The sequence below is a fragment of the Halomonas sp. NYA30 genome, assembly GCF_976980765.1.
In genome coordinates this window covers 2,975,993-2,997,539 of the sequence record NZ_OZ334477.1, presented here as the reverse complement: position 1 = coordinate 2,997,539, position 21,547 = coordinate 2,975,993, and the positions used below count along the sequence as shown (strand labels likewise).

The window sequence follows — 21,547 nt, the reverse complement described above, 5'->3', positions numbered from 1 at the left end:
TTGCACTGCACGCCGTTAGCTCCCTCAACGTTATACAAGGTTTAGTGCTTGTACAAATTTTAGCTGCGCTTTAGGGCAATGAGTAACGCCTGCAAAGGGTGTTGCAGTACTTGATTCGAGTAGCGCTTCACCTGGCTGCGGCAGGAGTATCCAGTAGCCAGTAGCTTGCCTGCGTTCTCTTTGGTTTCCACCTGGGGTTGCCACGACTGGGCGTAGATGGTTTTGGACGTAGTGGCGTTGCGGGTCTCGTGGCCGTAGGTGCCTGACATACCGCAGCAGCCGGTGGCCATCAGCTCAAGCTGTAACCCAAACGCCGAGAACACTTGCTGCCATGCTTTAGGGCTGCCCGGCGCGTTGGTTTTCTCGGTGCAGTGGGAGAGCAGCTTAAAGCCGGGGTCGGTTAGCTTAAGCGGGGTGGGCGCTAGCGTATTGATGCGCATCGCCAGCCACTCCTGCAGCATCAGCACCTCCGGCACGGCTTCATGGCCTAATGCTTTGACGTACTCCTGGCGGTAGGTGAGGGTCATCGCCGGGTCGATACCGACCATGGGGATATCAAAGCGGGCCAAGGTGCGTAGCCGCTCGGCCTGCTTGGCGGCGGTGCGCTCGAAGGCGCCTAAAAAGCCCTGTACCTGGAGGGGTTTGCCGTTAGCCGAATAAGGCATCACAAACACGCGTAGATTGAGGCGCGAGAGTAGCTCCACCACGTCCATCACCAGCTTGGCTTCAAAGTGGGTGGTGAAGGCGTCCTGCACAAGTATCACGCTGTTGGCGCGCTGCTGTTCGGTTAACAGGGCCAGCGAGAGCGGCGTTGCCTCGGCGACGCCCCAGGCGTTCAGCTGCTTTTTAACACTGGCCCGTGACAGCGCTGGGGAGTCGCTCATGCCCAGCGTACGGCGCATTAGTTGCTCTACCCAGCGCTGGCCAATTACGGCGTTATACAGCGGCGCAGCCTTGGCCAGGGTAGGCAACATAAATTCGGTGCCGCCGATCACGTAGTCGCGCAGCGGGCGCAGGTAGCGGCCGTGGTAGACCTCTAAAAACTGTGAACGAAACTGGGGCACATTGACCTTAACCGGACACTGTCCCGCGCAGGACTTACATGCCAAACAGCCCGCCATGGCGTCATAAACTTCGTGGGAGTAGTCGTGGTGCTGCTTGCGGCTGAGAGTGTTCGCCACCCGCAGCGGAAAGCTTTTAATAAACCCCCAGCCGCCCTCGGCTTTTTTCTTACGCGACTCCTCGACAACGTCGATCCCCGCCTGGGTCTGCAGGCGCAGCCATTCGCGGATCAGGCTGGCGCGGCCTTTGGGAGAGTGACGGCGATCCCGCGTTGCCTTCCAGGAAGGGCACATGGGGTCATCAAGGTCGTAGTTGTAGCAGGCGCCGTTACCGTTGCAGTACACCGCGGCGTCGTAGGCCTGCCAGGCGCGCTCGTCGATGGTGCGGTCAAACTGGCCGCGCATGGGCACGCCATCGACCGTCAGCAGATCAGGGTCGCTATCCTTCGCGATTAGCTCGCCGCCTTCGGCGGGTGAGGCGATCTTGCCGGGGTTGAGCTGGTTATAGGGGTCAAAGGCCGCTTTTACCCGCTGAAGACTGGGATAGAGCTCGCCAAAGAACTTAGGCGCGTACTCAGAGCGCACGCCTTTACCGTGCTCGCCCCATAGCAGGCCACCATATTTCTTGGTAAGCGCCGCCACTTCATCGGACACCGCGCGAATCAGTTTTTCCTGTTCGGGATCCTTCATATCGATGGCGGGGCGCACGTGCAGTACGCCGGCGTCGACATGGCCAAACATCCCGTAGGAGAGCCCTCTGGCATCCAGCGCGGCACGAAATTCGGCAATAAAGTCCGCCAAGTGCTCCGGCGGTACGGCGGTATCTTCCACAAAAGGAATCGGCCGTTTCTCACCCTGCACGTTGCCGAGCAAACCCACCGAGCGTTTGCGCATACCGTAGACTTTCTGGATCTGCCCGCGCCCTTCGGCCAGGGTGTAACCCAGCCGCTCCACGGTGGTGTCTTGGCTTAAATGGTCGATGAAGGCGCGCACTCGTTCGGCGAGGGCGGCTTCATCGTCGTCATTGAATTCGATCAGGTTAATGCCACGAATCGCCGTGTTAGCGGTCGCCGGGAAAAACTCCGCTACGCTGTCCCAGACGAAGTCTTCCATGGCCAGTTGCAGCACGGTGTCGTCGATGGTCTCAATCGAGGTAGGCCGCGCGCTGGCAGTCATTAATGCTTTGGCATCCCGCAACGCATCCATAAAACTGGTGTAGCGCACATTGACCAGGGTGGAGTGCTTGGGAATTGGCAGTACGTTCAACACCGCTTCATTTAAAAAGCCCAGCGAGCCTTCCGAGCCGCACAGCAGGCTGTTGAGGTTGAGTAGTCCCTCGTCATCGCGCAGATGGGCCAAGTCGTAGCCGGTCAAGCAGCGGTTGAGCGGCGGGAACTTGGCTACAATCAATTCGCGCTGCTGGTCGATAATGGCGGCGGCGGTGGAGTGTACGCGGCCCAGGATGCCTTCCTGCTGGCATTCAGCTAGCTCTTCGTCCTGCGTTAACGCCCGGCTGTGCAGGTGCTTTCCACCGATCAGAATTGTATCGAGCTCTAAAACATGATCGCGGGTTTTACCGTATTCGCAGCTGCCCTGGCCGCTGGCATCAGTGGAGATCATGCCGCCGATGGTGGCGCGGTTGGAGGTCGAGAGCTCCGGGGCGAAAAACAGCCCGTGGGGTTTGAGCGCGGCGTTGAGCTGATCTTTCACTACCCCGGCCTGAACGCGCACTCGACGGTTTTTAGTGTCGATCTCGAGGATATTGTTCATGTGGCGTGATACGTCCACCACGATGCCGTCGGTGAGCGACTGGCCGTTGGTGCCGGTGCCGCCGCCACGTGGGGTCAATACAATGCCCCGGTGGGAGGTTTGCGCGGCTAGTCGGGACAGGCGTTCAAGGTCTTCGGCATGCTTGGGGTAGACCGCCGCCTGGGGCAGGCGCTGGTAAATCGAGTTATCCGTCGCCAGCACCGTGCGGTTGGCATAGTCGGGGGCAATTTCGCCTTCAAATCCGCGAGTTTTGAGGGCTTGAAGAAAACGTAAATACGAATTTCCCAAGCGTTCAAACGGGGCGGTACGGGTATCCAAGGATGCAATCATAGTTGAGCAAGCCGTCAGTGCCGGGGGCGCAAAAAAAGAAGACGGCTACTTTACCGCAGTGACTGCCCGGCTGCATCTCACGATAGCGCTTTACTCCATGGCTTACTCAACACCCAGGGCTTCTTTTACCAGCGCTGCTGAGGCGTCTGACATCGGCAGTGCTAGCGCCAGTTCGTGAGCGCGGGGCGACATTTTGCGCCAAGTCATCTGCACAATACGCACCATATGGTCGTGCTCTATCTTACGCGAGAAGTCAGCAAAGTAGTTCTCTAGAAACACCAAGCAGGCGCAATCTTCCAGCGCTTGTACATCGGGATCGCGGCCCAGGCCTTTCTTGCCAATAATCTTCGCGGCTCGGGCGGCATCTTCGTCTGCGTAGCCTGCGTCGCGCATCAGTTGGGCGGTAGTATCGCCTGCGCGAATGCCTTGGTCCCGCCGCCAGGTTAAATAACCCACACGCCCTTCGGGATACTCATTGCGCGCTACTAACCAGCGCTGCAAGTGCTGAGCGCGAACGGCCAGGCGCAGCACTTCATCTGGGGCATCGTGCACGCGGTCGAGCCAGTCGCTCATGCGCTGGGCGTAGGCCAGTTCCTGGGGCATGGATGTGCCATCGGCAAGCGTCGTGGAGCGCGGATCCTCGGCATGAAGAGCATCAATGGCGGCAAGCGTTTGATCAAAGGGAGTAGACATGGTTGCGTTGCTCGGCTTTGAGTGAATTAGGGCTAGGTTGCCGAGAAAACGCGCGAATCACAACTGCAGCGTGACACTGCCCATGGCTCCCTGCCATGCTTTTGCCTACAATAGGCGCCTTTATGCACGCGCATTAGCGCGTTGCTCTTATTGATTTCAGGCCAAGGGACAGGATTCATGCTCGATCCGAAACTGCTGCGCGGTGATCTTGACACGGTTGCTCAACAACTGGCCCGCCGGGGCTTTGTGCTTGATAAAGCGGGGCTGCAGGCGCTGGAGTCGCGTCGCCGCGAGCTGCAAACGCAAACCGAGCAGCTGCAAAACGAGCGCAATATGCGTTCCAAGGCGATTGGTAAAGCCAAAGCTAACGGTGAAGACATTCAGCCGCTGCTGGATGAAGTCAGCGATTTAGGCGATCGCTTGGATAAAGCCAAGCGCGAGCTTTCCGAGGTGCAGGAAGAGTGGGACGACGCCATCAGCGGTATTCCCAACCTGCCCCATGAAAGCGTGCCGGAAGGCAAAAGCGAGAACGATAATGTTGAGCTGCACCGCTGGGGCACGCCGCGGGCGTTTGATTTCACGGTACTCGATCACGTCGATCTGGGTAAAAAATCGGGTTATCTCGATTTTGAGTTGGCAGCTAAGATTACTGGCGCTCGCTTTGCGGTAATGCGCGGGCCGATTGCACGCCTGCACCGGGCGCTGGCGCAGTTTATGCTGGACACCCAAACCGAACAGCACGGCTACGAAGAGTGCTACGTGCCCTATATGGTGAATCGCGAATCGCTCATGGGGACTGGCCAGTTACCGAAGTTTGGCGAAGATCTGTTCAAGCTGGACGATGAGCGCGAGTACCACCTGATTCCCACCTCGGAAGTACCGCTGACTAACTTCGTGCGCGATGAAATTGTCGAGCAGGCGGCATTGCCGATGAAGCTTACCGCGCATACACCGTGTTTCCGCTCTGAAGCGGGCTCACACGGCCGTGATACCCGCGGCATGATCCGTCAGCATCAGTTCGATAAGGTCGAGATGGTGCAGATCGTCGAACCGGAGAAGAGCTACGAGGCGTTGGAAGAGATGCGTGGTCATGCGGAGGCAATCCTGCAGGCGCTGAATCTGCCGTATCGTGTGGTGACGCTGTGTACTGGGGATATGGGCTTTGGGGCGACTAAAACCTACGACTTAGAAGTGTGGTTGCCCAGTCAGGAAACGTACCGGGAGATTTCTTCGGTTTCCAACTGCGAGGATTTTCAGGCGCGGCGTATGCAGGCGCGTTATCGCCACCCGGATACCAAAAAGCCACAGTTGCTGCATACCTTGAATGGTTCTGGACTAGCGGTGGGGCGTTGCCTGCTGGCAGTGCTTGAAAACCACCAGCAGGCGGATGGGTCGGTGACTATTCCTGAGCCGCTACGTCGCTACCTGGGCGGCCTGGAGCATTTGGTCCTTTAAGCGCCCACACAACGTTAACGCCAGCATCAATACGAATGGTGCCAGGGCTGTAATCACTGGTGGCAGTGGATTGGCTGGCACCAGTGGCATCGCTCTCTGCCTGCATCGACATCATCTGCGGTTGGAAGATAGGTGATTGAGTTTCTTCAATGCGCTGCACATGGCCCAATTCGGCATCTAAGCTGTCGGCCATCAGGTTTGCCTTGTGCTGTGCTTTCTCGAGTGCTTTGACCAATGCTTCGTCAGTCGCGGCATTACGGTCCTGTAGGTCGAATTGCACGCCGTCAAGCGAGTTAACGCCCGCCGCAATCAGGGCATCTAATACTTCGCTTAATTGATCAAGGTCGGTAAGTTCGACGGTGATAGGGCGCTCCAGTCGCGTGCGCTGGAGTGTTTCATGCTCGCCGTCTTCGTTGCGTGGTCCTTGAATGTGCTCTGGGTAGACGTTAAGCGATCCAGCGTTGATGGCGTTGCGTTCAAGGCCGGTGGCTTCCATTTTTTCGATTAATTCGCTGGCGCGGCTTTCTAAACGCTCGCGTGCATCACTAAGTGCGCTACTATCGCTCTCTTCCAAGGTGGAAAGGGCTGGCGTGTTTTCCCATAGGCGCGCGTTGAGGGTGGCCTTGTTGGGTTCTACCTCAACCCAAGATTGCGCTTGAACGTGCAGGCTGGGGGGCGCTTGGTGTGCCGGTGCCGCGTGAGCAAAAGGCGCACTTAGGAGTGCTAATAAGGTACCACCTAGCAGGCCGTAACCTAGAAGTTGAGAGCGTAGCCCTGAAGAGCCTGATCTTTGAGAATTAAGTGGAATTGCTTTCATAAATGGTTTCCTTAGTAAGGGGGTCGCAGTGAGTGAACAGCCGCGCCGCCAAGTTAAATCATGGTTTTAAAAGCTGTTTCAATAAGCTAGGGCAGACACTACTTGGAAGAGTAGTAGAAAAGAAAGTTCAGCAAGGAAGAGTGGACGCACAACAGTTGCTTATTGTTTGCACGGTTTGTGCACTATGATCAAAGCAGCCATTATGTACCAATAACAGGCTAGGGAAAGATTATGTCGAACGTGTCTGATGAGGATTACCGAAGTATTCCGCTCAATGCCACCTTGGCGCTTGCCGCGTTGGTAGTGATTATTGCTGGAATGAAAGTTGGTGCTGATTTACTGGTGCCGTTGCTACTGGCGATATTTATCGCGGTGGTGTGTACCTCGCCGGTGCAGTGGCTGCACCGCTGTGGTCTGAGCATGCGAATGTCGGCCTTTCTGACCTTAATGGTGTTGCTGGCGTTTATTTCGCTCATTGGTCTGCTAGTGGTTAACAGCTTTAGCACTTTTTTGACGGCGCTGCCGGAAATTGAGTCTCGGCTGTATGAACAGTATTGGAACTTGCTTAATGCGCTCTCTTCACGCGGATTAGCAATCAACCCGGACCAGATCAACTCCCTCTTTGAAGGCGAGGATGAAGGCTCCTGGATGCCAGCGCTATTGAGCCAGCTTGGCAATCTCTTCATGCAGAGCATTATTGTTGGGTTGCTGGTTATCTTTATGCTGTTTGAGACGCTCAATGTGCGCGACAAAATATCTCGAGCACTGGAAAATCCCGCGCCCAGTTTGAAGCGTTTCAGTGAATTCAGCTTAACGCTAAAGCGCTACCTTGCGGTTAAGACGGTTATTAGCCTTGCCACGGGTGCGCTGGTTTGGCTCTCTTGCTTGATTGTTGGTGTTGAATTTCCACTGCTGTGGGGGGTGTTAGCCTTTGCGCTAAACTTCATTCCTAATATTGGTTCTGCTCTGGCTGCCATACCGCCGGTGTTGTTACTACTGGTTGCCCAAGATGGCGGCGCGTTTCAGGCGATGCTGTTGGCATCGGCATATCTGGTCATCAACTTTGTGCTTGGCAACCTAATTGAGCCACGGGTAATGGGGCAGGCGTTAGGGCTCTCCACCTTTGTGGCGTTTTTATCGTTGGTCGTGTGGGGCTGGATCTTTGGTGCGGCGGGGATGTTACTTTCGGTGGTGCTGACAATGACACTTAAAATCGCGCTTGATAGCCACCCACAAACACGCTGGATCGCTCGGCTGCTAGGGCCTGGGAGGCGGCGTATAAAGGATAGTAGGGCGAGTGACGCAAGCTTGCCGCCGTGGAAGCGCTGAAGTTGAGGTAAAGAGTAGTGATAACACTACCGCCGACAGCGTCGGCGGTAATTGCACGTACTAAATTGCACGTACTGGACGGCTGTCATCAGGCGTTCTGTTCGATGAACTGCGTCAGTTGTGATTTGGATTGCGCGCCAACCAGTGAGGCGACTTTGGTGCCTGCTTTAAACAGCATCACGGTAGGTACACCGCGTACGCCTTGCTCGGCAGCAATTTCAGGTGCATCGTCAACATTGACACTAACGACTTTCAGGCTGTCCTGACGCTCTGCAGCCACTTCATCAACGACCGGGGCCATGACTTTGCACGGGCCACACCAAGGCGCCCAGAACTTCATTAGCACAGGCTGTTCAGCGTTGAGGACTTCTTGCTCAAAATTGGCGTTGGTGACATCAACATTATTAGCCATTTGCTTCTCCCGTTTGCGTTGCTCTTACTGTTTCGTTGCCTCGAATGGAGCAACGGTCATTACGCGATCAATTGGCGCTCGTTCACCGCGCCTCATCTCTATCACGATAAGCGTGGGCAGATGTTAGCGGGCGCGGAGGTTGCTGGCAAATTTCCCGTGTGGTGATTTATCTGAATAGCAGAAATTAATGGATGCTGGTAGGAAGATTTTTTTATAATATAAAAGTATTATCCATTTGTTTTTTATTCTATCTGGTGCTGTAAAGTGCCGCACCAGCGCCGCTTCCCATCAACCGCATCGTAGTAGCTGCGCAAGGATGTGTTTCAAGGCGCGTCCTACATAGATCTGTTTAGAGAATAAATAAGGTGAGGATATGAAGCTACAACAGCTACGCTATATCTGGGAAGTCAATCGACATAACCTAAACGTCTCAGCCACAGCGCAAAGTCTATTTACCTCACAACCGGGGATCTCCAAACAAATTCGTTTATTGGAAGACGAGCTTGGCGTTGAGATTTTTGCCCGCAGCGGCAAGCACCTAACGCGAGTAACGCCTGCTGGCCAATCGATTATTGAACTGGCCGGGCAAGTGCTGCGCCTGACCGATAATATCAAGCAGGTTGCCCAGGAGCATAGCGACGAGCGTCGTGGCAGCCTGGCGATTGCAACCACACATACTCAAGCTCGTTACGCGCTACCACCGATCATTAGCGAATTCACGCTGAAATACCCTGATGTAGCCCTGCATATGCAGCAGGGGACGCCCAAACAGATTGCACAGATGGTTAGCGAAGGGCAGGCAGACTTTGCTATCGCCACCGAGTCACTGGAGCTGTTTACCGATTTGGTACTGCTGCCATGCTATCGCTGGAACCGCTGCGTACTGGTGCCTAAGGGGCACCCTTTAGCGACTCATGATGGCCCGTTGACCCTTGAGGCGCTTGGCGAGCATCCGTTGGTGACTTATGTGTTTGGGTTTACTGGTCGTTCTCAGTTAGATGATGCCTTTAAAGCGAAGGGGTTAACGCCTAACGTAGTGCTCACGGCAGCCGATGCCGATGTGATAAAAACCTACGTGCGCTTGGGAATGGGTGTGGGTATTGTGGCGCATATGGCTGTGGATGAGGCGCTTGACGATGACTTGGTAGCACTGGATGCAAGTCATCTGTTTGCCAGCTCTACGACCAAGATTGGTATTCGTCGTGGCACTTTTATGCGCGGCTATATGTATGACTTTTTAGAGCGCTTCGCGCCTCACTTAACCCGTGACCGTGTGGATGAAGCGCTAACAGCAGGCCCACGCCATGAACAGTCGCTGTTTGATGACTTAGACCTGCCCGAGTATTGATTTTTGGCGAGTATCAGTGCTGTAAATGCAGCCCGCATTCGCGCTTCTCTTCCACCTTTGTGGGGTCAAAGTAGTCAAAGTTGTTGGGTAGGTTATGCGCCTGTAGGTACTGATACATATCTTTAGCGCTCCACTGTAGCAGCGGGGCCACTTTTAACAGGCCGTCGCTGTTGCGGCTAACCGCCTGCATTTTGGCGCGTTCGGGGGTGTCTTCAGCGCGTAGCGCGGTAAACCATACGTCAGGCTGCATTTCACGCAACGCACGCTCGAATGGTTCGAGTTTCACTTCCTGAGTAAAGGCTGCATGGCGCGGGTCGTCAATGCCCGGCATGGGGCCGTCCAGCGCTTCGCGGTGGGCGCGGGTACGACGGGGCACAAAGCTGACGATATTGAGGTGGAGTTGTTTTATCACCTCGTCGGCGAATTGATAGGTCGCCTCGGTGTTGTAACCGCTGTCCATCCAAACAATCGGTATATCTGGGCGTACCTGGCTGACCATGTGCAGAATCACCGCCTCAAAAGGGCGAAAGTTAGTGGTGCAGATAGGCCGCGCGCCCTGGACTAAAGCCCACTCAACCAAACCCTGCGGGTTGTTAGCAAATTCGTTATTGATCGCTTCAAGCTCTGAGGACATGCTGCCTCCTGTTCGGGTGTAGAGTCATGGTGACTAGGCTATCAAACCCGACCCCTGACGCCCCAATACCGTTTAGTTAGGCTTTTATATTCCTTTTAGATATAGAAATTTAATTGCTTATTCCAGGGCGCCAATTAGGTGGCGAATCTTATCCAATGTTTCGGTGTACTCTTCGTCCGCTTGAGAGTCTGCCACTAAGCCGCCGCCGCCCCATACATGCAATCTTCCCGCCTCGGCAACCATCGTGCGAATGGCGATGGAGGTATCCATACTCCCGCGTACATCGACATAACCTAAGCTGCCGCAATAGACGCTGCGCTGGCAGGGCTCTAATTCATCAATGATCTGCATGGCGCGAATCTTGGGCGCGCCGGTAATCGAGCCGCCGGGAAAAGCGGCTTCAAGAAGTGACAGTGGGGTATAGCTATCGGCCAGCGTTCCCTGCACGACGCTAACCAGGTGGTGCACGTTGGGGTAGCTCTCCAGGCGGCACAGTTGCGGCACGCGAATGGAGCCAGGCTTACACACGCGGCCTAAGTCATTGCGCAACAGGTCAACGATCATCACATTTTCAGCGCGGTCTTTAGTGCTGCTCAATAGCTGTTCCGCTAACGCCTGATCTTCTTCTGGCGTTGCGCCCCGCGGACGGGTGCCTTTGATGGGCCGCGTTTCGACTTCTCTATTGCGGCATTGGATAAAACGCTCCGGCGAAAGTGAGAGAACGGCTTTATCTCCCCAGGCCATGAAGCCCGAAAAAGGCGTGGGCGTTGCCTGCCGCAATCGCAGGTACGCTTGCCACTCATCCCCCTCATAGTCGGCATAAAAACGCTGCGCTAAATTGATCTGATAGCAATCTCCCGCCCGTATATAGCGCTGCACGGCGTTAAAGCGCGAGACGTACTGTTCATGGCTAAGCTCGGCCTGAAAGGCATTATTAAGTGCAAATGTGCCTGGCTGGTCTGGTGACGTGGCAAGCCAGGTTTTTACCTGGTCACGACGTTCCGGCGTGGCAATTAACCATGCCTGCTGGGCCACGTGATCTAGCGTAATACACCAATCGTAAAGTCCTAGACGGGCTTGTGGTAGTGCGACCGGGCTCGCTTGACCGCTAGGTATGGATAAGGTTTTACGTCCTAAATCGTAGCCCCAATAGCCAATCAAACCGCCAAGAAAAGGGAGTTCGCTGGGCTCATTAGGGATATCTAACTGATCCAATAGCCACTGCTGCAGCGCAAACGCATCGTTGGCTAGGTGTGATGGAGGGCTGAACTGGTGAGATGAGAGGCTCGGGTTGCCGTCGCTCGTCACTTCCAGCGTAGCCAGGGGGTCGCTGCTGATAATATCAAAGCGGCCATTGGCAATCGGGCGACCACTATCGAGCAGCACCGCGCCGGGTCTGGCGCGCAGGCAGGCGAATACGCCCAAGGGGTCGGGTGAATAGGGCAGGGAAGTCATCGACAACGCCTTGATCATTAAACAAACGCCTCGCCAGTAAAGGGCGAGCCATTTTAGAGGGGCGTAGGCAATGACACCAGTGTTAGACGCCTGTCGCATTTAACGCTATGCAACCGCAACCCACCACTCGTTACCTAACAATAACTGCTTGATTGTTGACAGAGCTGATCTGATTGTCCCTATCAGTACAACGAAAGGCGTACAAAATCGGCTATCTAGGCTAGTTGACGGTTCAAATAACACACGCTAGAGTTTGTTTACTTTTCAATTGTCGACAATTAATCATGGCAACACTCGCTTCTAACTCGTCTACTGCCGCCAACGCTTCCTCTGCAACAGCAGGTTCTGAGGCAACCGCCTCGGAAATGGCTGTACCCGAAGTACGCACGCTCGCAGAGCGGGTATTTCATCAATTGCAGGATGCCATCGTGCGTGGCGAACTCGCCCCCGGAAGCAAGATCACTGAACCGGGGCTTTCCAAGACCTATGGTATTTCACGCGGGCCGCTGCGCGAAGCGATGCGTCGCCTGGAAGCACACCGCCTGATTGAGCGAGTTCCTCATGTAGGCGCGCGCGTGGTTCAACTCTCAATGAAAGAGCTTCTAGAGCTGTTTGACCTGCGTGAGGCTCTGGAAAGTATGGCGGCGCGTCTGGCGGCGGAGCATATGTCGCCGGAGGAGGTTCAGGGTTTGCGCGATGTACTAGCGCTACACGAAGGCCAGGCCGACCTGAAGCGCGGCGAAGCTTACTACCAGCGCGAAGGCGATCTCGATTTTCACTACTGCATTGTTCAGGGCAGCCATAACAAAATGCTAATGAATCTGCTCTGCGATGACCTCTACTATCTCGTGCGCCTTTATCGCACCCAATTCAGTGCCAGTGGCACGCGACCGCAGCGGGCTTTCGTGGAGCACCATCGCATTGTGGACGCCATTGAAGCCGGGGACGCCGAGTTGGCCGAGCTGTTGATGCGCCGTCATGTCAGCGCCTCCCGCGCCAATGTGGCGGATCGCTATGCAGCGACCCTCGAACAGTCAGCATCAGAATCTCATCGTTAAGTCGTCGTTAAACATAACTAAACATAAGTAGAAATGAGTAACAGGAGAAACGCCCATGTCCCAAATGACTCCCGGCGCCCGCTTTCGGGCCGCGCTAGAGGCTAACCGCCCGCTGCCAATCCTTGGCACCATCAATGCCTACACCGCGCTGATGGCCGAGAAAGTCGGTCACCAAGCGATTTACCTTTCTGGTGGCGGTGTTGCCAATGCGTCGTTTGGCTTGCCGGATCTGGGCATGACAACCATGAATGATGTGGTGGAAGATGCCCACCGTATCTGCGGCGCCACCGAGCTGCCGCTGCTGGTGGATATCGATACCGGCTGGGGCGGTGCTTTCAATATCGCCCGCACTGTGAAAGAGATGCAGCGTGCTGGTGTCGCCGCGGTACATATGGAAGACCAAGTCGCGCAAAAGCGCTGTGGGCACCGTCCGAATAAGGCAATTGTCACCCAGCAGGAGATGGTCGACCGTATCAAAGCCGCCGCTGATGCCAAGGTCGACCCCGACTTCTATTTGATTGCCCGCACCGATGCGTTTCAAAAAGAGGGCCTTGATGCGGCTATTGAGCGCGCTAACGCCTGCGTTGAAGCGGGGGCGGATGCTATTTTTGCCGAAGCCGTTCACACGCTGGATGATTACAAAGCTTTCTGTGAAAGGGTCAACGCGCCCATTTTGGCCAACATCACCGAATTCGGCGCTACTCCGCTGTTTACCCAATCCGAGTTGGGTGACGTTGGCTGCCGCATGGTGCTGTACCCGCTCTCCGCGTTCCGCGCTATGAACGCTGCTGCGCTCCAGGTCTATCAAAGCATTCTCGACAACGGCCACCAAAAAGACGTCGTGCCTATCATGCAGACCCGCGATGAGCTCTATGATTTTCTGAACTACCACGACTTTGAACAAAAGCTCGATGCATTATTTGCTGAAAAAGGCGAAGACCAGTAAGGCCAACTGGTGAGAGGGCAGGTTGAAGCGAGGGTCTTTCGACAGGGCCGGAAAATGTTCCTGACGATTCCGGCATTTCCGCCATCCATGGCGGTCAGATGTCGAAAGTAGCGCCCAGGGATGGGTTCACGGCGCCCTCGCGGAAACCTGCTCTCGTCACCGAGACTGCCTTGCCGAAAGTTAAATGAAACACACAATTTAAAATAAAAGCAGAGTTAGGAGACACACCATGGCTGATAAACCCGCAACAGGTGCAGGACTACGTGGTCAGAGCGCTGGCTCTACCGCGCTATGCACAGTAGGCAAAACCGGCTCAGGCCTGACCTACCGTGGATTTGATATCAAAGAGCTTGCCGAAAAAGCCAAGTTTGAAGAGGTTGCTTACCTGCTGCTAAAAGGCAAGCTGCCCAACCAGGGCGAATTAGATCACTACATCAGTAAGCTCAAAAACCTGCGCGGTTTGCCCGATGCGCTGAAAACGGTGCTTGAGCAGATTCCTAAAGATGCTCACCCGATGGATGTGATGCGCACCGGCACCTCAATGCTGGGCAATCTAGAAACCGAGGAGAACTTTGATCAGCAGCAGGACGTGGCCGACCGCCTGCTAGCGGTGCTGCCCTCGATTATTTGCTACTGGTATCGCTTCTCTCATGACGGTGTACGCATTGATACTGAAACGGATGATGACTCGGTAGGCGGTCACTTCCTCCATATGCTGCGCGGCGAACCTGCTTCTGAACTGCATGCCCGGGTCATGAACGTCTCGCTGATTCTTTACGCCGAGCACGAATTCAATGCCTCTACCTTCACAGCACGAGTTTGTGCCTCAACGCTTTCCGATATGCACTCCTGCGTGACTGGTGCGATTGGTTCGTTGCGCGGCCCGCTACATGGCGGCGCCAACGAAGCGGCCATGGCGATGATCGAGAATTGGCAGTCGCCGGAAGAGGCGGAAAGCAAGATCATGGGCATGTTGGAGCGCAAGGACAAGATCATGGGCTTTGGTCATGCGATCTACCGCGAGTCCGATCCGCGCAACGCGATTATCAAGCACTGGTCCAAGAAGCTCTCCGACGACGTAGGCGACAAAGTGCTTTACCCGGTTTCCGAGCGGGTCGAAGCGGTAATGTGGCGCGAGAAAAAGCTGTTCTGTAACGCGGACTTCTTCCACGCCAGCGCATACCACTTTATGGATATACCCACCAAACTGTTCACGCCGATTTTTGTCTGTTCGCGGCTGACTGGCTGGGCGGCACACGTATTTGAGCAGCGCGCCAATAATCGCATCATCCGCCCCAGTGCCGATTACACCGGCCCCGAGAAGAGCGAGTGGGTGCCGATAGAAGCGCGAGACTGACCTGCGTGATGCCCGGTGGCTTGGCTACCGGGCTTTTTTCAGCCCCTTCTTGTGAGTCTGCCTGTTATGAATACCCAATACCGTAAACCCCTGCCTGGCACAGCGCTTGAATTTTTTGATGCTCGCGAGGCGGTGGAAGATATCCAGCCCGGTGCCTATGCTCAGCTGCCCTATACCTCGCGTGTGCTGGCCGAGCAGTTGGTGCGCCGCTGTGATCCAGCACTGCTCACTGATGCGCTGAAACAGCTGATCGAGCGCAAGAGTGACCTGGATTTTCCTTGGTACCCGGCGCGTGTCGTCTGCCACGATATCCTCGGCCAAACCGCACTGGTCGATTTGGCCGGGCTGCGTGACGCCATCGCCGAAAAGGGCGGCGATCCCGCCAAGGTTAATCCGGTGGTGCCCACCCAACTGATTGTCGATCACTCATTGGCGGTGGAGCACGCAGGCTCAGAAGAGGGCGCCTTTGAGAAAAACCGTGCCATTGAAGATCGTCGCAACGATGACCGTTTCCATTTTATCAACTGGACCAAGACGGCATTCGAGAACGTCGATGTGATTCCCCCCGGCAACGGCATTATGCACCAGATCAATCTGGAGAAGATGTCACCGGTGGTGCAAAACCGCGACGGCATTGCCTATCCGGATACCTGTGTGGGTACCGACAGCCATACGCCCATGGTCGATGCCTTGGGCGTTATCTCGGTGGGCGTGGGTGGCCTGGAAGCCGAAAGCGTGATGTTAGGCCGCGCTTCCATGATGCGCTTACCGGATATCGTCGGCGTAGAACTGACCGGAAAGCTGCAGCCGGGGATTACCGGCACCGATATGGTGCTGGCGATTACCGAGTTCCTGCGTAAAGAGCGCGTCGTCGGGGCTTATCTGGAATTTTACGGCGAAGGTGCCGATGCGCTCACCGTGGGTGATCGCGCCACGATTTCGAATATGACCCCCGAATACGGCGCGACTGCGGCGATGTTCTACATCGATGGTCAAACCATCGATTACCTGAAAATTACCGGCCGTGAAGATGAGCAGGTGGCGCTGGTGGAAACCTATGCCAAACACACCGGCCTGTGGGCGGACAGTTTGACCGAGGTTGAGTACGAGCGGGTGCTGACTTTTGATCTTTCATCGGTACACCGCACTCTGGCAGGGCCGTCTAATCCTCATGCACACTTGCCCACTTCAGAACTGGCACAACGCGGTATTGCGGTAGGGCTTGAGGCAGCGCGGGAAGAGGAGAAGGCGGGCAGAATGCCTGATGGTGCCGTCATTATTGCCGCTATCACCAGCTGCACCAACACGTCCAACCCGCGCAACATGGTCGCCGCCGGGCTGATCGCCCGTAACGCCAACCGGCTAGGGTTGCTGCGTAAACCCTGGGTGAAGTCGTCGCTGGCGCCGGGCTCGAAAACCGTCAAGATGTACCTGGAAGAAGCCGGTTTGATGAGCGAGCTTGAAAATCTCGGCTTCGGTGTCGTCGCCTACGCCTGCACCACCTGTAACGGCATGTCTGGAGCGCTGGACCCAAAAATTCAGCAAGAGATTATTGAGCGCGACCTCTACGCAACCGCCGTGCTTTCAGGTAATCGTAACTTCGATGGCCGTATTCATCCCCACGCCCAGCAGGCGTTTTTGGCATCACCACCGTTGGTGGTCGCTTACGCCATTGCAGGCACGATTCGCTTTGATATCGAAAAAGACGCATTAGGTGTTGATCAGGCGGGGAACCCCGTCACTTTGAAGGATATCTGGCCAGCGGATGAAGAGATCGACGCGATCGTCAAATCATCGGTGAAGCCGGAGCAGTTCCGGCAGACCTATATTCCCATGTTCGACTTGGATAAGAGCGCCCGCGCCCAGGTCAGCCCACTGTATGACTGGCGGCCCCAGAGCACTTATATCCGCCGTCCGCCTTACTGGGAAGGTAATATGGCTAAAGAGCGCACCCTGAAAGGCATGCGCCCACTGGCAATCCTGCCGGACAATATCACGACCGACCATCTCTCTCCCTCCAACGCGATACAGCTCAACAGCGCGGCGGGTGAGTACCTGGCCAAGATGGGTGTGCCAGAAGAGGACTTCAACTCCTACGCTACCCATCGGGGCGATCACCTCACCGCCCAGCGCGCTACCTTCGCCAACCCGAAGTTGTTCAACGAAATGGTGCGCGATGCCGACGGCAAGGTAAAACAGGGTTCGTTGGCGCGGGTAGAGCCCGAAGGCGAAGTGACCCGAATGTGGGAAGCGATTGAAACCTATATGGCGCGTAAGCAGCCGCTGATTATCATTGCCGGGGCGGATTACGGCCAGGGCTCTTCACGGGACTGGGCGGCCAAAGGCGTGGCACTGGCAGGCGTAGAAGCGATTGCCGCCGAAGGCTTTGAGCGAATTCACCGCACCAATCTGATCGGTATGGGGGTGATGCCATTGGAGTTTGAACCGGGTACTACGCGCATGACACTCGCTCTGGATGGCACCGAAACCTTCGATGTCGAAGGCGCCGTTTCGCCAGGGGCAATGCTCACGCTGGTAATCCACCGCCAAAGCGGAGACAGCGAGAGCGTCGCGATGAAGTGCCGTTTGGATACCGCCGAGGAGGTGTCAATTTACACCGCTGGTGGCGTACTGCAGCGCTTCGCCCAGGATTTCCTCGAATCGACGGCAGCTTAAAACCGTATCTGGCCAAGAGAACCCGGTGTCTTTAGCTTTTCGAACCTAGCTTTTCGAATCAGTCTTAGAGCACCGGGTTATTTTTAGGAGTGGTAATAATGAGCGAGTCAGTTCAAAACAAACATGTGCCGCAGATAAAAATCCCGGCCACCTATATGCGCGGCGGCACCAGTAAGGGCGTATTTTTTAAGCTCAATGATCTACCCGAAGCAGCCCAGCAACCGGGCGTAGCGCGGGATCAGTTGCTACTGCGCGTCATCGGCAGCCCCGACCCTTACGAAAAACAGATCGATGGCATGGGCGGGGCGACCTCAAGTACCAGCAAGACCGTCATTCTGTCGAAAAGTGAGTCAGCCGAACACGATGTGGATTACCTGTTTGGCCAAGTCTCGATCGACAAGCCCTATGTGGATTGGAGCGGCAACTGCGGCAACCTATCGGCGGCGGTTGGCCCCTTTGCGATAGCCAATGGCCTAGTTGATGCATCACGTATTCCAGAAAATGGTGTCGTCGAGGTAAGAATCTGGCAGGTCAATATTCAGAAAACCATTGTCTCCCAGGTGCCTGTCGTGAATGGTCAGGTGCAGGAGACTGGCGGTTTTGAGCTGGATGGAGTGACATTTCCCGCGGCTGAGATTCCAGTAGCCTTTAAGGACCCGGCGGACGGCGAGGGAGCAATCTTCCCCACTGGCAACCTAATCGATGAACTGGATGTCCCAGGTGTGGGAGTGTTGAAAGCCACCCTGATCAATGCCGGGATACCCACGATCTTCATTAATGCCGATGATATTGGCTACGTGGGTACCGAGCTTCAGGATGTCATCAATGGCGACGGTAAAGCACTTGCGATGTTTGAAGCCATTCGTGCCCATGGCGCATTACGAATGGGGCTGATAAGCGACATCAGTGAGGCCGCTAACCGTCAGCACACACCCAAAGTGGCGTTTGTGGGCCCGCCAGTAGATTACCTCTCTTCGAGCGGTAAGAGTGTGAATGCTAGTGATATCGATCTGGTGGTGCGAGCGCTCTCGATGGGCAAGTTGCATCACGCCATGATGGGCACGGCCGCCGTCGCCATTGCCGCCGCAGCTGCCATTGAAGGCACGCTGGTGAATCTGGCAGCAGGAGGTGGCGGTCAACGTAACGCGGTCACTTTTGGACACCCTTCTGGCAGCCTGCGGGTTGGCGCTGAAGCAAGCTTGAACGAGGGGCGGTGGCATATCGAGCAGGCGGTGATGAGCCGTAGTGCCCGGGTATTGATGGAAGGAGTGGTGAGAATTCCTGGGGACAGCTTTTAGGGCGGGTTCCTTGAGCCATACTGAGGAGTAGGTGATTCAACAGTAGGAGAGAGCGCTATGTCTACCAGACCATCTGCCACATCCGAAGCCAATGAGCGGCCCGATTACGATCCCGAGCTGCAGGCCATTGCCGATTATGTCCTGAACTATCAGGTGGGTTCCCAAGAGGCGCTGGAGACTGCGCGTTACTGCCTGATGGATACGCTTGGCTGTGGGCTCTTGGCACTACGCTTTCCGGAGTGTACCAAGCACCTTGGGCCGATAGTTGAAGGCACGGTGGTGCCGTTTGGAGCGCGAGTCCCAGGCACAACGCTGCGTCTTGATCCAGTCAAAGCGGCATGGGATATCGGCTGTATCATCCGCTGGCTGGACTATAACGATACCTGGCTTGCCGCCGAGTGGGGCCACCCCTCCGATAATCTTGGGGCCATTCTGGCGGTAGCCGATCACCTCTCTCAGCGGCGAGTTGCTCAAGGTGAAGCACCGCTTGTGATGCGTGATGTGCTTGAAGCAATGGTTATGGCCCATGAAATACAGGGTGTACTGGCGCTGGAAAACAGCTTTAATCGGGTTGGACTTGATCACGTGGTATTAGTAAAGGTGGCGTCTACTGCGGTGGCCGCCAAGTTGCTGGGCGCCAATCGTGAGCAGGTGCTGTCGGCGCTTTCCCATGCATGGGTCGATGGTCAGAGCCTGCGAACTTATCGTCATGCGCCCAACGCAGGTTCGCGGAAAAGCTGGGCCGCGGGGGACGCCACTTCACGGGGTGTGCGCTTGGCGGATATCGCCCTGCGCGGTGAAATGGGTGTTCCCAGCGCGCTGTCGGCGCCCCAATGGGGCTTCTACGATGTACTATTTAGCCACGCCAATAAAGATTTGAGTCTGAAGCCAGCAGCGGAGCGTCGGCTGCGTTTCCAGCGCGAGTTTGGCAGCTATGTGATGGAAAATATCCTGTTCAAGATCGCTTTCCCTGCTGAGTTTCATGCTCAAACGGCTTGTGAAGCTGCGGTAGTCCTTCATCCGCAGGTGAAAGATCGCTTGGCTGATGTCGATAAGATCGTGTTGACCACTCATGATTCGGCTATCCGTATCATTTCTAAAACCGGGGCGCTCGCTAACCCAGCGGACCGCGACCACTGCTTGCAGTACATGACCGCGGTGCCGCTTATCTTTGGCGAGCTGACCGCTGATCATTATGAAGATAGCTTTCACGCGGCTCATCCGCTGATTGATGAGCTGCGGGGCAAGATGGTGGTAGAGGAAAACGCCGAGTATTCGGCGGATTACCACGACCCTGAGAAGCGCTCTATCGCTAACGCAGTGCAGGTTTTTTTTAAGGATGGTAGTGCGACAGATAAAGCCGTGGTGGAGTATCCCTTAGGCCACCGGCGCCGGCGTGAAGAGGGTATGCCACTGTTAGTTGATAAGTTTAAGCGACACTTGGCGATGCGATTTCCAGCAAGTCGTTGCCAAAAAATTGTTGATCTATGCAGCCATCAGCCAACGCTTGAAGCGTTACCTGTACACAAATTTATGGGTGAGTGGATCATTTAGCCCTTGGTGCTCAATACATCTCACTAAAAATACCCGGTGCGCTTAAGCGCTACCGGGTTATGGTCGTTTGCACCGTTAAATTACTCTTCAAACGTTACTTGATCGCGCATGCGATCGACGGTGGCAGGCCCAATGCCGCTGACACGTTCAAGGTCTTCAGCGCTTTCAAAGGCACCATTGGTTTCGCGCTCTTCAATAATGGCTTCTGCTCGGCTTGGGCCAATGCCCGGTAATTCGGCCAGCAGTTCAGCATCGGCGGAATTCACATTGATAGGCGCCACTTCTTGTGCCAGCACGCCACTGGAAAGTCCCAAGCTAATGCTAAGCAGAAGTGCGGCTAAGGTTCCTTTAATAGTCATGTTCATCCTCGATAATCCTTTTAATAACATTTGGTGTCATAGATGTGGTGCGCGAAGTTCAGAGGAGGTGATGTTATGCGCCTGAATTGTCGTTTAGCGTTATGAACGCTGCTGCACTATCAACTTAGCTTTTTTTAATGAGTGAATATGTCAGCGATGTACGACAGCGGTTGTAAGTTTTTAGCTATAGCTCTATGGCAAATAGCTTACATTGTGAGGAGGTGAGGAGGTGAGGAGGCGAGGAGGGGTGAGAGGCTGGTATAATGACAAAAACTACTTTCGGAGCAACTATATGGCCACTGAATCCCCGATCATTATTGCGCTTGACTACCCTTCGCTAGATGCGGCGCTGTGCATGGCTGATCAGTTAGACCCTGCCCGCTGCCGCGTTAAAGTAGGTAAAGAGTTGTTTACTCGCAGTGGCCCCGCCGTGCTTGAAGCGTTGCATGGACGTGGTTTTGAGGTGTTTTTGGACCTTAAATTTCACGATATACCCAACACGGTTGCCAGCGCCGTGCAGGCAGCGGCGGAGCAGGGTGTTTGGATGGTCAATGTTCATGCCAGTGGCGGTCAGCGGATGATGGAGGCGGCTATGCAGCGTCTGGAGCAACACGGTTTAAGCACCTACTTAATTGCGGTTACCGTATTGACCAGCATGCAGGCCGAGGACTTAGCAGATGTTGGTATTAATGCAGCGCTGGCTGAGCATGTAGAGCGCTTAGCGCTGCTGGCGAAGCAAAGCGGCTTACACGGTGTTGTCTGTTCGGCTCAAGAGTCCGCTCGAATTAAAACACTTTGTGGTGATTCGTTCTTAAAAGTAACCCCTGGAATTCGCCCTAGTTTTGCAGCGACTAATGATCAGCAACGGATTATGACGCCTAGCCAAGCTATACAGGCAGGAAGCACGCATTTAGTTATTGGCCGACCCGTTACTCAGGCCGCAGACCCTATGATAGCTCTTGAGGCGATTGAGGCCGAACTAGCGATTGCATAAA

Annotated in this window: 17 protein-coding genes; 10 read left to right on the top strand and 7 right to left on the bottom strand. The window is 55.3% G+C overall.

Features of this window, described 5'->3' with window-relative positions; all coding sequences use genetic code 11:
- Positions 1-59: 59 nt before the first annotated feature.
- Together ydiJ and ACWI0H_RS13935 are read right to left on the bottom strand one after the other, a co-directional pair.
- The gene (gene ydiJ, locus ACWI0H_RS13940) at positions 60-3,161 is read right to left on the bottom strand and encodes a D-2-hydroxyglutarate dehydrogenase YdiJ (protein WP_485873736.1); all 3,102 of its coding nucleotides are present in this window, start codon (positions 3,159-3,161) and stop codon (positions 60-62) included.
- A 102-nt stretch (positions 3,162-3,263) separates the two neighbouring features.
- The gene (locus ACWI0H_RS13935; protein WP_336274287.1) at positions 3,264-3,854 is read right to left on the bottom strand and encodes a DUF4202 domain-containing protein; all 591 of its coding nucleotides are present in this window, start codon (positions 3,852-3,854) and stop codon (positions 3,264-3,266) included.
- 177 nt (positions 3,855-4,031) lie between these two features.
- Between ACWI0H_RS13935 and serS the strand changes: the two genes are divergently transcribed.
- Entirely contained in the window at positions 4,032-5,309 is a 1,278-nt protein-coding gene (gene serS, locus ACWI0H_RS13930) for a serine--tRNA ligase (protein WP_336274288.1), read from the top strand.
- Here the strand turns inward: serS and ACWI0H_RS13925 are convergent.
- The gene (locus ACWI0H_RS13925) at positions 5,254-6,126 is read right to left on the bottom strand and encodes an SIMPL domain-containing protein (protein ID WP_485873735.1); all 873 of its coding nucleotides are present in this window, start codon (positions 6,124-6,126) and stop codon (positions 5,254-5,256) included. The two genes, serS and ACWI0H_RS13925, sit on opposite strands and share 56 nt — an antisense overlap.
- A 231-nt stretch (positions 6,127-6,357) precedes the next feature.
- On the opposite strand from ACWI0H_RS13925, the gene ACWI0H_RS13920 reads away from it, so the two are divergent.
- Entirely contained in the window at positions 6,358-7,455 is a 1,098-nt protein-coding gene (locus tag ACWI0H_RS13920) for an AI-2E family transporter (RefSeq protein ID WP_008959555.1), read from the top strand.
- Between the two features lie 88 nt (positions 7,456-7,543).
- On the opposite strand, the gene trxA is transcribed toward ACWI0H_RS13920, so the two are convergent.
- Positions 7,544-7,867 carry a thioredoxin gene (gene trxA, locus ACWI0H_RS13915; RefSeq protein WP_008959554.1) on the bottom strand — a complete coding sequence of 108 codons (324 nt, stop codon included), beginning with the start codon at positions 7,865-7,867 and terminating at the stop codon, positions 7,544-7,546.
- A gap of 373 nt (positions 7,868-8,240) precedes the next feature.
- Between trxA and cysB the strand changes: the two genes are divergently transcribed.
- Positions 8,241-9,215 carry an HTH-type transcriptional regulator CysB gene (gene cysB / locus ACWI0H_RS13910; protein WP_008959553.1) on the top strand — a complete coding sequence of 325 codons (975 nt, stop codon included), beginning with the start codon at positions 8,241-8,243 and terminating at the stop codon, positions 9,213-9,215.
- A 13-nt stretch (positions 9,216-9,228) separates the two neighbouring features.
- On the opposite strand, the gene ACWI0H_RS13905 is transcribed toward cysB, so the two are convergent.
- Both ACWI0H_RS13905 and pabB read right to left on the bottom strand, forming a co-directional pair.
- Positions 9,229-9,849, bottom strand: coding sequence for a phosphoadenosine phosphosulfate reductase domain-containing protein (locus tag ACWI0H_RS13905; protein ID WP_336274291.1), 621 nt, complete (start codon positions 9,847-9,849; stop codon positions 9,229-9,231).
- Positions 9,850-9,966: 117 nt separating this feature from the next.
- Positions 9,967-11,322, bottom strand: coding sequence for an aminodeoxychorismate synthase component I (gene pabB / locus ACWI0H_RS13900; RefSeq protein WP_336274292.1), 1,356 nt, complete (start codon positions 11,320-11,322; stop codon positions 9,967-9,969).
- A 347-nt stretch (positions 11,323-11,669) separates the two neighbouring features.
- On the opposite strand from pabB, the gene ACWI0H_RS13895 reads away from it, so the two are divergent.
- The 6 genes from ACWI0H_RS13895 to prpD all read left to right on the top strand — a co-directional run bounded on the left by ACWI0H_RS13895 (position 11,670) and on the right by prpD (position 20,193).
- A complete protein-coding gene (locus ACWI0H_RS13895; RefSeq protein WP_336274343.1) occupies positions 11,670-12,362 on the top strand; it encodes a GntR family transcriptional regulator in 693 nt (230 codons plus the stop codon).
- Between the two features lie 55 nt (positions 12,363-12,417).
- On the top strand, positions 12,418-13,308 hold the full coding sequence (gene prpB, locus ACWI0H_RS13890) for a methylisocitrate lyase (protein WP_336274293.1): 891 nt from the start codon (positions 12,418-12,420) through the stop codon (positions 13,306-13,308).
- Between the two features lie 229 nt (positions 13,309-13,537).
- Entirely contained in the window at positions 13,538-14,665 is a 1,128-nt protein-coding gene (gene prpC / locus ACWI0H_RS13885) for a bifunctional 2-methylcitrate synthase/citrate synthase (RefSeq protein WP_485873734.1), read from the top strand.
- Positions 14,666-14,731: 66 nt separating this feature from the next.
- Positions 14,732-17,341, top strand: a complete 2,610-nt coding sequence (gene acnD / locus ACWI0H_RS13880; RefSeq protein WP_485873733.1) for a Fe/S-dependent 2-methylisocitrate dehydratase AcnD — start codon at positions 14,732-14,734, stop codon at positions 17,339-17,341.
- Between the two features lie 98 nt (positions 17,342-17,439).
- A complete protein-coding gene (gene prpF / locus ACWI0H_RS13875) occupies positions 17,440-18,639 on the top strand; it encodes a 2-methylaconitate cis-trans isomerase PrpF (protein WP_485873732.1) in 1,200 nt (399 codons plus the stop codon).
- A 57-nt stretch (positions 18,640-18,696) separates the two neighbouring features.
- Positions 18,697-20,193, top strand: coding sequence for a 2-methylcitrate dehydratase (prpD, locus tag ACWI0H_RS13870; protein WP_485873731.1), 1,497 nt, complete (start codon positions 18,697-18,699; stop codon positions 20,191-20,193).
- Positions 20,194-20,273: 80 nt separating this feature from the next.
- Here prpD and ACWI0H_RS13865 read toward each other — a convergent pair whose 3' ends face one another.
- Entirely contained in the window at positions 20,274-20,558 is a 285-nt protein-coding gene (locus tag ACWI0H_RS13865; RefSeq protein WP_485873730.1) for a ComEA family DNA-binding protein, read from the bottom strand.
- Between the two features lie 286 nt (positions 20,559-20,844).
- Between ACWI0H_RS13865 and pyrF the strand changes: the two genes are divergently transcribed.
- Complete coding sequence (gene pyrF / locus ACWI0H_RS13860; RefSeq protein WP_485873729.1) at positions 20,845-21,546, top strand: orotidine-5'-phosphate decarboxylase; 702 nt, start codon at positions 20,845-20,847, stop codon at positions 21,544-21,546.
- Position 21,547: the final 1 nt, after the last annotated feature.